The sequence below is a fragment of the Psychroserpens luteolus genome (assembly GCF_021032705.1).
Lineage (GTDB): Bacteria > Bacteroidota > Bacteroidia > Flavobacteriales > Flavobacteriaceae > Psychroserpens > Psychroserpens luteolus.
Genome location: NZ_JAHVXI010000001.1, coordinates 1,169,680 through 1,182,456, shown reverse-complemented (window position 1 = coordinate 1,182,456; position 12,777 = coordinate 1,169,680). Strand labels below are relative to the sequence as shown.

Below are 12,777 nucleotides of genomic sequence, written 5' to 3'. Positions count from 1 at the left end.
GGAAAATTATTTTGGATGCAACTTAAAATATTGGCTAAATAGGATTTGGTAATCAAATATTTAATCGTAAATTTGCAAACTCTTTTTTAAGAGAGGAATGTTTAATAACAAAATTAATAAGTGTGGACACATTAAGCTACAAAACGATTTCAGCAAACAAAGCTACTGTTAATAAAGAGTGGGTTTTAGTTGATGCTGAGAATCAAACGCTAGGTCGTTTAGCTTCTAAAGTAGCAATACTTTTAAGAGGTAAACACAAGCCTAACTTCACACCACATGTTGATTGTGGAGATAACGTTATTGTTATCAATGCAGAAAAGATCAACTTATCAGGAAACAAGTGGAATGACAAAACGTACATTCGTCACACAGGGTATCCAGGTGGTCAAAGAAGTTTAACTGCGAATGAATTGTTTGGAAAAGATCCTGCAAGAATCGTAGAAAAATCAGTAAAAGGAATGCTCCCTAAAAACAAATTAGGTGCAGATTTATTCCGTAATTTAAATGTTGTTGTAGGTTCTGAGCACAAACATGAAGCTCAAAAGCCAAAAGCAATTGACTTAAACAAAGTTAACTAATGGAAGTAATTCACAAAATTGGCCGTAGAAAGACGGCTGTTGCTCGTGTGTACGTTGCCAAAGGAAAAGGTAACATCACGGTGAACAAAAAAGACATGGCGGTTTATTTTCCTACTGCAACATTGCAGTACAAGGTAAACCAACCTTTAGCTATGACTAACAATGATGGCAACTTTGATATTACAGTAAACGTTTACGGTGGAGGCATTACAGGCCAAGCCGAAGCGATCCGTTTAGCATTATCTCGCGCTATGTGTGAACTTGATGCAGAAAACAGACTAATATTAAAGCCAGAAGGATTATTAACTAGAGACCCTCGTATGGTTGAACGTAAAAAGTTCGGTCAGAAGAAAGCAAGGAAAAAATTCCAATTCTCGAAACGTTAATCCTATCCTTTTTTATTATTCTGAATTTTCTTCGGAATATAAAAAAATCAAAGCTGTTCTGATTAACCCTCAGAACAGCTTTAAATTAAAACCGCTGAATTTCCATTCGGCAACAATTAAAAAAATCCTGGAACGAGTTCAGGTACAGTTTAGCATCTAAATGGTTAAGGCGAGCAAGTTACTTTAGATTAAACTTTGAAATTGTTTGTATAAAACAACCTTAAGGTTTAAAAAAATAGAGAAGTAATTAATCCCTCGATTATCGAGAGCAACCACTCAACCATTGCTAATTTAACAGAACGTAAACTATTACAAAATGGAAAAAGTAGAAGTAAAAGACTTACTTGAGGCAGGTGTACACTTTGGTCACTTGACAAGAAAATGGGATCCAAACATGGCTCCTTACATTTATATGGAACGTAACGGTATCCATATCATTAACCTTTACAAAACCGCAGCAAAAATTCAAGAAACTTCTGAAGCGCTTCACAAGATTGCAGCTTCTGGAAAGAAAATCTTATTTGTTGCTACAAAAAAACAAGCAAAAGACATCGTTGCTGAAAAAGCAGGCGCTGTAAACATGCCTTACATCACAGAGAGATGGCCAGGTGGAATGTTAACTAACTTTGTTACGATTAGAAAAGCTGTTAAGAAAATGGCTATGATTGATCGTATGAAGAAAGATGGAACATTTAACTCTTTATCTAAGAAAGAGCGTTTACAAGTAGATCGTCAAAGAGCTAAACTAGAAAAGAACTTAGGATCTATTTCTGATATGACACGTTTACCTGGTGCACTTTTTGTAGTAGATATCAAACGTGAGCACATTGCCATTAAAGAAGCACAGAAATTAAACATTCCAATCTTCGCAATGGTAGATACAAACTCAGATCCTCGTGAAGTAGATTATTTAATTCCTGCAAACGACGATGCGTCTAAGTCAATTAACAAAATCTTATCAGTAGTAACATCGGCAGTTGCAGATGGATTAGCTGAAAGAAAATCAGAAAAAGCGGAAAGAGATGCTAAAAGTGAAAAATCACCAGCAGCAAAAAAAGAAGTGAAAACTGAAGCAAAAGCTGAGAAAAAAGCTGAAGTAGTTGCACCAGTTGCAACTAACGAAGAAGAATAAATAAACAATTACACAATATAATTAAGTCGTTTAATTGTTTTCATTACGAAATATAAATTAAACGACTTTTTTAAATTTTTATAAACAATGGAAAATACTGTAAAAATTACAGCCGCAGAAGTAAATAAATTAAGACAAGCCACAGGCGCTGGTATGATGGATTGTAAAAAAGCCTTAGTTGAAGCTGGAGGCGATTTCGACAAAGCCATTGAAGTACTTCGTAAAAAAGGACAAAAAGTTGCAGAAAAAAGAGCCGACAGAGATTCATCTGAAGGTGCTGCAATCGCAAAAATTAATGCAGACAACACATCTGGTGTTGCTATTGTATTAGGATGTGAAACTGATTTCGTTGGGAAAAATGAAAACTTCGTAGCATTAGCTAATCAATTTGCAGAAATTGCATTAAACTATAACACTAAGGAAGAATTCTTAGCTGCCGATTTTGGTGGAATGACTGTTGCTGAAAAGTTAACAGAACAAACAGGAGTTATTGGTGAAAAATTAGACATCACTGCATTTGAAAAATTAGATGCACCTTATGTTGGACAATATGTTCATATCAATAAAATTGCTGCATTAGTAGGGTTATCTGCAAACGTAGATAACGCTGAAGTGTTGGTAAAAGACCTTGCTATGCAAGTGGCTTCTATGGGAGCTACAACATTATCTTACAAAGATTTTGATCCTGCATACGTTGCTTCTGAAACTGAAGCAAGAATTGCTGTAATCGAAAAAGATAATATCGAATTAGGACGTTTAGGTAAGACCTTAAAGAATGTACCACAGTACATCTCAATGGCACAATTAACTCCTGAAGTATTAGCACAAGCTGAAGAAGCCGCTAAAGCCGAATTAAAAGCAGAAGGTAAACCAGAACAAATCTGGGATAGAATTTTACCAGGTAAAATGGAGCGTTTCATTTCTGATAACACAACTTTAGATCAAGAACAATGTTTATTAGATCAAAAGTTCATTAAAGATGAAAAGAAAACTGTTGCTCAGTATGTAGAGTCTTACGGTGACGTTACTGTTACTGGGTTTAAACGTGCTACAGTAGGATAATCTATTTTATTCTCAATATAAAACGAAGCCTCTCATTAATTTGAGAGGTTTTTTTATTTATAAGAAAGCGTCATATATCCAGAGTTTATAAATTTAGTATCAGAATAAACACTGATTTTATACTTACCCGATTTGTAAAATGAATTGGAGAAATGCGTTATAGATGAACTGCTGTTAACTTCAGTGACATTAAAGGTTTTAACTTGCTTATAATTACCATTTTCATCCATTAAATCTACATACACTTTCATTCTGTCTGTTCCTAGTTTATAAGGCTTATTTTCAACATATATCCAAATTATGCCTCCCAAAGACTTATCTATTGTAAAACTAGAGTATCGTTTGGAGGCATCTGGTATTAGATTATTGTTCTTTTTTGCAGAAACATTTGAGAAAAACACCTTAGAACTTAAATAAGACACATAATTAGCAGGTGGTTTCTTTAGGTCATTTTCCTTTTTAACTCGTAAGGCTATTGCCGCATTAATCTGTGCTTTGGTTTTTGTTAATTGCTTATCCCCTTTAATCGTATTTATTGATGATGAACGATTAGGTAATGTTAACCCATCTGCAATTAATTTTGTGTGAGCTTTATTATCAATAGCAGAAATATAGTACATTCCATTAATACCACCTACAAGTCCAATTCCTGTTTTATTCCCTTTAGCAGTTGCAATTCCAATAACTTTATTATTCTCATCAAAAACAGGTCCTCCACTATTTCCAGGGTGAATTTCAGCATCAGTTTTAATATACCCATAATCAGAATTAAACACAAAATCATTACCACTCATAATACCAACACTTAGGGTGCTTAAATCTCTTAACATGAGGTCTGCTGAGCCTTGAAATTGAGCTGGATATCCAAACACACATAATTTTTCTCCTTGTGATACCGTATCAGAATTTCCAACAGGCAACTTGGTAAAATTCATATTTACTGGATTATCATTTAGATCACTAACTATTTTTAATAGCGCGCCATCAAAAGCACCTGCTCCTATTGAAACAACCTTAGCTTTATATAATTTATAGTCATTTTCACTCTTCCCATTAAACACCTGAATTACAGGAACTGTATGTCCAACTCGATAAACTTTAACTAAATTCTTATCATTTACAATGTCTTCAGAATATACATCAATTTTAGATTTTTTGGTTTTACCAACATTATAGTCGTAGTCTAAATACCCTTTAACAGCTGTTTCCACGACATGCTTATTGGTAAAAACATAACCATCTTTAGTCACAATAAAACCAGAACCTCTGCTTAAATAGCCTTTACCAGGTTTTTCTTTTTCTAATTCTGGATCAAGCATAATTATTTTCACAACACCTTTGTAATATTCGGCAGCAATAAGTTTTGTGTCCAATCCTTTAGGTGCAGGTTCTCTACATGAAAAAATTAAAACAAAGGAGAAAAGTAAAAGAAACGTTCTATTTTTCATAATAGCTGGTATAGAATACTTTATAAAAAAACGAAAATTATTTATGTTACGAAAATTAAATTGCTCATAATCAATACAAAATTATTGTCTTTTCATAAGTACATAAAAGTAATTGTCATTTTCACAGGCATTTTTTTATATCTCAATTCTACTTTTCTAAATTACAATAATGATTATATTTGCTAAACTTTCAATATAAGAAATGAAATACAAAAGAATCCTACTTAAATTATCTGGTGAAGCTCTAATGGGTTCTCGTCAATATGGAATTGACCCAGAACGTCTGGGAGAATATGCTAAAGATATTAAAGAAATTACCGATCTTGGCGTTGAAGTAGCCATTGTAATCGGTGGAGGAAATATTTTTAGAGGTGTTGCTGGTGCTATGAATGGAATGGATCGTGTTCAAGGTGACCATATGGGAATGCTCGCAACCGTAATTAACGGTTTAGCTTTGCAAAATGCTTTAGAAGATGCTGGTGTAAAAACCCGTTTACAAACTGCGATTAAAATTAATGAAGTAGCAGAACCCTTTATTAGAAGAAAAGCGATGAGCCATCTTAATAAAGGACGTGTAGTTATTTTTGGTGGAGGAACTGGAAATCCTTATTTTACTACAGATTCTGCAGCTGTTTTAAGAGCTATTGAGATTGAAGCAGATGTTATTTTAAAAGGAACACGTGTTGATGGTATCTATAATGATGATCCGGAGAAAAATGCCGATGCTATCAAATTTGATCATATTACATTTGATGATGTGCTACGTCAAGGACTAAAAGTCATGGATACAACAGCATTCACATTGAGCCAGGAAAATAAACTTCCAATTATCGTTTTTGATATGAACAAAAAAGGAAATTTACTGAAAGTAGTATCCGGAGAAAATATAGGAACTAAAGTTAATTTATAATGTTTGGCTTATTTTTTGGTAAGCATTTTACGAATTAAAGTTTTTAAACTATGAACGAAGACATAAAATTTATATTAGATGCAGCTCAAGAAGCTATGGATGCTGCAATAAAGCACCTTGAAAAGCAATTTGTAAACATTCGAGCTGGTAAAGCTAGTCCGTCAATGTTAGGAAGTGTAATGGTAGACTATTATGGCACTCAAACACCTTTAAATCAAGTGGCCAACGTCAATACACCTGATGGTAGAACCATTACAGTTCAACCTTGGGAAAAAAGCATGCTTCAAGAGATTGAACGTGGTATAATGGTTGCAAATTTAGGGTTTAACCCAATGAGTAATGGTGAATCCATAATAATCAATGTTCCTCCTTTAACAGAAGAGCGTAGACGTGAATTATCCAAACAGGCAAAAGCAGAAGCCGAAGATGCAAAAGTTGGTGTTAGAAGTGCACGTAAAGATGCAAACAATGAAATTAAAGATCTTGATGTCTCAGAAGATCAGCAAAAAAATGCTGAAATTGACATACAACAAATGACAGACAAGTACGTTAAGAAAATAGACGATACTTTTGATGTCAAAGAGAATGAAATCATGACAGTATAATATTCAAAAAAGCGACTAACACAACGTCGCTTTTTTTATTAATCCTAAATATATTAACGATTACATGCATAAGATCTTTTGCCTAATTTTTGTTACGCTTTTTACTTGTGCATTACATTCACAAAATCCGACATCAAATAACGATTCTACAAAAGTTAAAAACGATTCCATAAACAAAAGGGAATTTCTAAAACAGTTAGGCAACGGTTTTTTTCCTACTAAATTTCTAAATATAGACTTAAAGTACTTGATAAAATTTAATCAGTATGAAGGGTTTAGAACAGGACTTGGCGGTGAGACTAACGATGGGTTTTCTGAAAAATATCGAATCAATAGCTATGTGGTTTATGGCTTTAGAGATCATCGATTTAAATATAAAATTGGTGGAGGCTTTAGGGTAAATAAAAATACAGACACATGGATAAATCTGTCCTATACTGATGATTTACAGGAGACAGGTAGCTCAACATTTTTAACAGACAAACGCTTTTTTTCGTTTTTCGAGCCACGACTATTAAATATTGACCTTTTCCATAAACACATTACAAAAGCCGTTGGTATTGAACATCAATTTTCAAATCATTTGTTATCTGAGGCCGAGTTTTCCATAAGTAAGATCAATCCAACATATAATTATTTTTATACCATTGATGACACCTCTTATGAGACCTTTGACCTAAGCACTGCAAAAGTATCTTTGCAATGGAGTCCTTTTAGTAATTTTGAACTCGATGATGGTCAAGTCAAAGAAACCAAAAGTGGTTATCCTAAATTCTCATTGCAATTGACACAAGGCTTTAGAAATGTTTTAAAAGGTGACTTTAACTTTTTCAAAACTGATTTTAGAACTGTACATCGATTTATATTTAATGACAAAGTTTTTACCGAAGCCATTTTAACTTCTGGTCTAGCCTTAGGAAATACGCCCTTAACACATCTATACCACGCTTATCCTAATAATATAACCAAAGAAACTGTTTTACAACGTTTTTCTGTAGCAGGAATCAACAGTTTTGAAACCATGTATTTTAACGAATTCTTCTCTGATCGTTTTACCACATTACAACTCAAACACTTTGTAAGACCTTTTAAAATTACGGAACGTTACAGACCACAACTCGTCCTTATTTCAAGATTTGCGATTGGTGACATGAGTAATATTGAACGTCATGAAAGTATAGAATTTAACACCCTGTCTAAGGGGTATTCTGAAGCTGGCATTGAGCTAAACAAGCTTCTTTTTGGTTTTGGATTGAGTTTTGCCTATCGTTATGGTGGTTATCACCTGCCATCATGGGCTGATAATTTTGCCGCCAAGTTCACATTCAATGTTACGCTATAAGGTCAATTAGTGCGTTCTTCTACTGTATAATTCAAGACTTGATATCCTATTTCACCTGTTTTAGAAATGGCTTCAATAATTATTTGAAATGTTCCTACATTATCAGAATGATAATAACTGAGAGTTTGTACACCTTTATCATTTATGAGCAATTGTGGTTCCCAGAAGATAGTAGACCGAAGATCAGGAACAGATAAATCATGGACATGATTAGAATCGTGCTTTGGAGCATAAAACTCCTTTTCAATAGAAAATACAGGTATGGTATTTAATTCTAATTTCTCTTCTGAAGTTCTAATAGCTCCAAATAAACCTTTGGCAGAACGTGTGTAAATGGATATAATACTGCCCTCAAAACGACCGTGTGGTGGAGGTGCAGACATAACAATACTGTATAGCTTTTTTAATTTTCTTGGATTATCAATAACCTCTACACTCGTAATCTCATCTACCAACAAATATTGAAGCAATGGCATATTGACTTCGGTCACTGGCTCTCCATCTACAACAAATAAGGTTATATGACCTCGTCCTCCTTTAGCTGTTTTCGCACTAAGACCTCCTGTAACGCCTCTAGTGACAATAATCTTATCTCTGAAACTACTACTAAAAAGCACACTGAAAAGACCTGTTGATAGTTCGCTTTCTGCTTCTCTTAAATCTTTACCATCAATTACTGCATTTGGCCTTCCATAATTGTCAGCCATCTTTTTTCTCAAGGGTGTCATCCTATAGCCATTAATGACAACTTCATCTAACTTGGTTGTACCAAACGTATTAAAGTAGTATTGCTCCTGTTTGTTTTTAAATGCTCTATTTTTTTCTACAATTTTTTGCACTAAACTATCCTTAACTCCGCTTATCGTATTTAGAACAAAATCAACCGGAAGTTCTGTTTTCTTATTTAAAGCTATATGATAATCATTCTTATCTGTTTTAGTATTATCAAGAGCTTGAATTACAATTTCCTGCTCCTGTCCGTATATATCATTTAGTTGAAACTCAAAACTTCCAGGAGCTACAACATCTGTTGTATAAACCGAGCGCTGCGTATCGAAAGTCATCAACATCAATTCAATAGGGTTGTTTTTATTTTTGGAATTTTTGGGTGTTACAATTCCAGAAACATTCAAGTTTTTTTCGAGTTTATAATTCAATTTCCTTATAGGATCATGGTATTTGTATCTGCGCCAACCCTGAGTTAACATCAAAAAATCAATATCTTCAATGTGTCCATCCTGAAAATAGAACTTTGGATTTTCTATAGGGCCTTTCAAATCAGAACTCAACAAAAAATAAGATTGTATATTTTGATGATTACTATCTAGGTTTTCTTTATTTAATACTAACACCGAAACATTAGCACTAACTGGAATTTTATCTGGCATTTGAGTTGAAATGCTTAAATCTATTTTATCTCTTTGGTATCTGTTTTTTTGGTCAAATGTCGAATTAATCATTAACCGTTTACTTACATCATGATTGAAAAATAAACGTTCTGCCACAGGCCTATTGGTATTATCAAATAATGTAAAAGCAATAATTCCTTCAGGAAATAATTGCTTTGGAAACACATAAATAAAACTGCCATTAATTAAAGTCGCCTCTTGTTTCAAATATTCAAACCCACGAGACATTCCTTTCAAGACTATTGAATTGTCGCCCTTAATATTAGTTTTAGCAGCTACATAAATTTTATCTTTTTTAGAAATAACGTTCATCAAATAACCTGATTGTATTACTTGCGGTAAATAATATATGTTCTCTGAAGTATTATAATCGGACTTGAGTTGCACCTTATATCGTGCAGAGCTATATACATCTTCCAATTTAAAACTTCCCATACCCAAAGTGTTACTCTTAAATGATGTTATGATGTCATTTGTTTCATTCAAAACATATCCTTCAACAAAAACACCTCGACCGTCTGCTCCAACTGCTTTGAAACCCACTCTATTAGACAAACCATTTATAAGATGTCCACTTTCAGGAAAAAATTGTAAATCTATATAGTCTAATTGTGGTGAAAACGACGTTGAATATGAACGCTCATTATCGGTTAAAAAACTTAATTCAACACGCTTAGATTGATTAGAAATCTCATAGTCTAAAACATAACTATCCTCTTTTCCTCTCTTCGAAATAAGCGTATCTATTTGATCATCTTGAGTTACAAAAACCATTAAACTCTTTTTATGATCTGGGTCAATTAGTTTTGGATATAAATTGGCTTTAAACCGCTGAGCGATTGCATTACTATCTACTCGTCTAATATTTTGAATTGGTTTATGGTACTTGTCGTTTTTATTTTCAGAAAATATTTGAATGTCCTTTTCAAAGATAAAATCCGAATTGAAATTTTTATTCCATTCGGTATAAGATCTAATCAAGTACATTCCTGGTTCATAACTTCTATCTAATTCAAAATGACCATTACCAATACCATCATTGATTTTAATGAGTTTAGAATTAACAATATGCTGTTTTGAATCTATTAAGTCTACGTATAAAATACCACTAGAGTAAGCCGTCTGATGGGTTCCAGCGTTAATAAGAATAGCTTTAAACCATATGGTTTTGTCAGTTGTGTAAACGGTATTATCAAGCTGTAAGTAAACCTTTTCAGCCAACGAATTATGCATGTATGATTTACTAGTTTGCGCCAACAAATTGGTTGTGAGCAACAGCAAAAACAACACTAAAACCCGCAATTTATAAACGTAAATTCTATACAATTCAATTTTTATTTCAAGTTATATATATTTCCACTATTATTCTAATATCGAAATGTTAAATCCAGAATAATATTTATAGATATTTTTTTAAAAAACAGGGGTGTTAATAAATCTTATTTTTTACACACAATCACTTGCTTTTTGCTAACTTTGCGCTTCTTTTACAAGGCACATGTTTAAATTGTTTACTAAGAATTTTTGGGAAGTTGTTGCGCGACTTATTTTGCGCAATAAAATTGGTATTCTTATTGCCATTATTTTAGCAACCCTTTTCTTTAGCTCTCAGTGGAATAACATGCGCTTCACTTACACTGAGGCTAACTTACTTCCAGACGACGACGACATTAATGTGACCTACAACAAATTTCTTGAGATCTTTGGAGAAGAGGGCAATCTCATTGTGCTTGGTGTCAAAGACTCTACATTATTTACAGTTGACAAACTAAATGCTTGGAACCAACTCTCAGAAAATTTTAAAGCCTATGATGAAGTTGAAACAGTAGTTTCAATAAACGATTTACAAAAACTAGTCAAAAATGACAATGCCGAAAAATTTGATCTGGTTCCATTTATCAAAGATTCTGTTTCATCTCAAGAGCAAATCAAAACCCTGCAAAATGAACTATTTAAGAAATATCCTTTCTATGATAATTTCTTATTCAATACCGAAACTGGTACGATTAGAACCGCAATCTATCTTAAAAAAGAGATTGTAAATACGGCAGCTAGAAAAGACTTTATCATGCTGACGCTTGATAAAAAAATTAAAGCTTTTAAAGATGCCAATGATTTAGATATCAGAATTTCTGGTATGCCATACATACGTACACTTAATTCTCAAAATATTGTTGATGAAATAGGTCTATTTATAGGTTTGGCTTTAGGTGTCACATCTCTAATTTTCTTTTTCTTCTTTAGATCATTTAGAGCCACCTTTATCTCATTAATCGTGGTTTGTGTTGGTGTGATGTGGACCTTCGGAATTTTAGGATTACTCAATTATGAAATTACGGTTCTTACCGCTTTAATTCCACCACTAATTATTGTTATTGGAATACCTAATTGTATTTTCCTTATCAATAAATATCAGCACGAAGTAAAACTTCATGGTAATAAAGTTAAGTCATTACAACGTGTAATTACCAAAATTGGAAATGCAACCTTGATGACCAATGTGACTACAGCATCTGGTTTCGCTACTTTTATTTTAACTGAAAGTAAACTTTTAAAAGAATTTGGTATTGTTGCGTCTCTTAGTATTCTTGCCATTTTCATTCTTTGTCTATTGGTTATTCCAATTATTTACACCTTTTTACCTTATCCTAAAGATCGACACTTAGAGCACTTAAACAAACGCTGGATAGGTGGTTTTGTAAATTGGATCGAGCGTATGGTGAGAGAGCAGAAGATTGCTATTTACGTAACCTCATTAGTGCTTATTATTGCAAGTATTATTGGAATTTATAAAATTGAAATCTCGGGAAGCCTTATAGAAGACATGCCAAAAGAGAAAGCCTTTTTTAAAGATATTCGATTCTTTGAAGAGGAGTTCGACGGAATTATGCCTCTCGAGATTATGATTGACACCAAACGAAAAAAAGGTGTCATGAAATTGAGTACACTCAAAAAAATGGAGAAATTGGAGGATCTTATCGATGAAATCCCTGAATTGTCTCGCCCAATTTCCGTAGTAAGTTTGGTAAAATATAGTAAGCAAGCGTATTACAATGGTAATCCTAAATATTACCAATTACCTACCAGCCAAGAAAATAGTTTCATACTGTCTTATGCAAAAAACTCATCTTCAGATGTTGATCTGTTAAAAAACTTTGTAGACAGTACTGGTCAATATGCACGCATCACTACGTTTATGAAGGACATTGGTACTGATAAAATGGAACGTATTCAAGAAGACCTTCAGAATAAAATTGATAAAACATTTCAACCAAAAGATCGTTACGATGTTATTATGACTGGGAAAGCGCTGGTCTTTCAAAAAGGGACAAAATACCTCGTAAAAAACTTAGCCATTTCATTATCGCTAGCGATTTTATTGATCTCTATATTCATGGCCTACATGTTTAGATCTGTTAGGATGATTATTGTCTCATTAATTCCCAATGTATTACCACTCGTAATTACTGCAGGACTCATGGGCTATTTAGGTGTTCCTATTAAACCATCAACAATTTTAGTATTCAGTATTGCCTTCGGAATTTCGGTAGATGACACTATTCACTTTTTGGCAAAATATAGACAAGAGCTGCAAGCGAACCATTGGAAAATACGTAAATCTGTTTATCGCGCATTACGAGAAACTGGCGTGAGTATGTTCTATACATCAATCGTTTTGTTTTTTGGATTCATTGTATTTACAACATCAAGTTTTGGAGGGACTGTTGCTTTAGGTGCTTTGGTCTCAGCAACTTTACTATTTGCTATGTTATCTAATTTGCTGCTACTTCCATCCTTACTATTGTCACTAGAACGAAGTATTGCCAATAAGGAAGTCATGCGTGAACCTTCTATAAATATTATTCCAGAGGAAGACGAAACTTCTGAAGAAAATTAAACCGATA

Annotated in this window: 10 protein-coding genes; 8 read left to right on the top strand and 2 right to left on the bottom strand. The window is 33.3% G+C overall.

What is annotated here, in order from left to right; genetic code table 11:
- The first annotated feature begins 122 nt into the window (after positions 1 to 122).
- The 4 genes from rplM to tsf all read left to right on the top strand — a co-directional run bounded on the left by rplM (position 123) and on the right by tsf (position 3,158).
- Positions 123 to 578, top strand: coding sequence for a 50S ribosomal protein L13 (gene rplM, locus KWG70_RS05280; RefSeq protein ID WP_230934935.1), 456 nt, complete (start codon positions 123 to 125; stop codon positions 576 to 578).
- Positions 578 to 964: a 30S ribosomal protein S9 gene (gene rpsI, locus KWG70_RS05275; RefSeq protein ID WP_230934934.1), complete on the top strand. Its 387-nt coding sequence runs from the start codon at positions 578 to 580 to the stop codon at positions 962 to 964. The genes rplM and rpsI overlap by 1 nt, the downstream gene beginning before the upstream one ends.
- 316 nt (positions 965 to 1,280) lie before the next feature.
- Positions 1,281 to 2,096 (top strand): 30S ribosomal protein S2, encoded by an 816-nt coding sequence (gene rpsB, locus KWG70_RS05270; RefSeq protein WP_230934933.1) that lies wholly within the window; start codon positions 1,281 to 1,283, stop codon positions 2,094 to 2,096.
- Positions 2,097 to 2,183: 87 nt separating this feature from the next.
- Positions 2,184 to 3,158 (top strand): translation elongation factor Ts, encoded by a 975-nt coding sequence (gene tsf / locus KWG70_RS05265; protein WP_230934932.1) that lies wholly within the window; start codon positions 2,184 to 2,186, stop codon positions 3,156 to 3,158.
- 53 nt (positions 3,159 to 3,211) lie between these two features.
- On the opposite strand, the gene KWG70_RS05260 is transcribed toward tsf, so the two are convergent.
- Positions 3,212 to 4,606 carry a S1C family serine protease gene (locus KWG70_RS05260; protein WP_230934931.1) on the bottom strand — a complete coding sequence of 465 codons (1,395 nt, stop codon included), beginning with the start codon at positions 4,604 to 4,606 and terminating at the stop codon, positions 3,212 to 3,214.
- 202 nt (positions 4,607 to 4,808) lie between these two features.
- Between KWG70_RS05260 and pyrH the strand changes: the two genes are divergently transcribed.
- The 3 genes from pyrH (at position 4,809) to KWG70_RS05245 (ending at position 7,463) form a co-directional block, all read left to right on the top strand.
- Positions 4,809 to 5,516, top strand: a complete 708-nt coding sequence (pyrH, locus tag KWG70_RS05255; protein WP_230934930.1) for a UMP kinase — start codon at positions 4,809 to 4,811, stop codon at positions 5,514 to 5,516.
- A gap of 50 nt (positions 5,517 to 5,566) precedes the next feature.
- A complete protein-coding gene (gene frr, locus KWG70_RS05250; protein ID WP_230934929.1) occupies positions 5,567 to 6,121 on the top strand; it encodes a ribosome recycling factor in 555 nt (184 codons plus the stop codon).
- A 247-nt stretch (positions 6,122 to 6,368) separates the two neighbouring features.
- Positions 6,369 to 7,463, top strand: a complete 1,095-nt coding sequence (locus tag KWG70_RS05245) for a DUF5686 family protein (protein WP_230934928.1) — start codon at positions 6,369 to 6,371, stop codon at positions 7,461 to 7,463.
- A gap of 2 nt (positions 7,464 to 7,465) precedes the next feature.
- Here KWG70_RS05245 and KWG70_RS05240 read toward each other — a convergent pair whose 3' ends face one another.
- Positions 7,466 to 10,105: a hypothetical protein gene (locus KWG70_RS05240; RefSeq protein ID WP_230934927.1), complete on the bottom strand. Its 2,640-nt coding sequence runs from the start codon at positions 10,103 to 10,105 to the stop codon at positions 7,466 to 7,468.
- A 265-nt stretch (positions 10,106 to 10,370) separates the two neighbouring features.
- Here KWG70_RS05240 and KWG70_RS05235 point away from each other — a divergent pair, with 265 nt between their 5' ends.
- The gene (locus KWG70_RS05235; protein WP_230934926.1) at positions 10,371 to 12,770 is read left to right on the top strand and encodes an efflux RND transporter permease subunit; all 2,400 of its coding nucleotides are present in this window, start codon (positions 10,371 to 10,373) and stop codon (positions 12,768 to 12,770) included.
- The last annotated feature ends 7 nt before the right edge of the window (positions 12,771 to 12,777 follow it).

Coding starts and splice junctions, on each gene's coding strand:
- rpsI (WP_230934934.1), top strand. CDS start 578: ATGGAAGTAATTCACAAAATTGGCCGTAGAAAGACGGCTGTTGCTCGT.
- rpsB (WP_230934933.1), top strand. CDS start 1,281: ATGGAAAAAGTAGAAGTAAAAGACTTACTTGAGGCAGGTGTACACTTT.
- tsf (WP_230934932.1), top strand. CDS start 2,184: ATGGAAAATACTGTAAAAATTACAGCCGCAGAAGTAAATAAATTAAGA.
- KWG70_RS05260 (WP_230934931.1), bottom strand. CDS start 4,606: ATGAAAAATAGAACGTTTCTTTTACTTTTCTCCTTTGTTTTAATTTTT.
- pyrH (WP_230934930.1), top strand. CDS start 4,809: ATGAAATACAAAAGAATCCTACTTAAATTATCTGGTGAAGCTCTAATG.
- frr (WP_230934929.1), top strand. CDS start 5,567: ATGAACGAAGACATAAAATTTATATTAGATGCAGCTCAAGAAGCTATG.
- KWG70_RS05240 (WP_230934927.1), bottom strand. CDS start 10,105: ATGCATAATTCGTTGGCTGAAAAGGTTTACTTACAGCTTGATAATACC.
- KWG70_RS05235 (WP_230934926.1), top strand. CDS start 10,371: ATGTTTAAATTGTTTACTAAGAATTTTTGGGAAGTTGTTGCGCGACTT.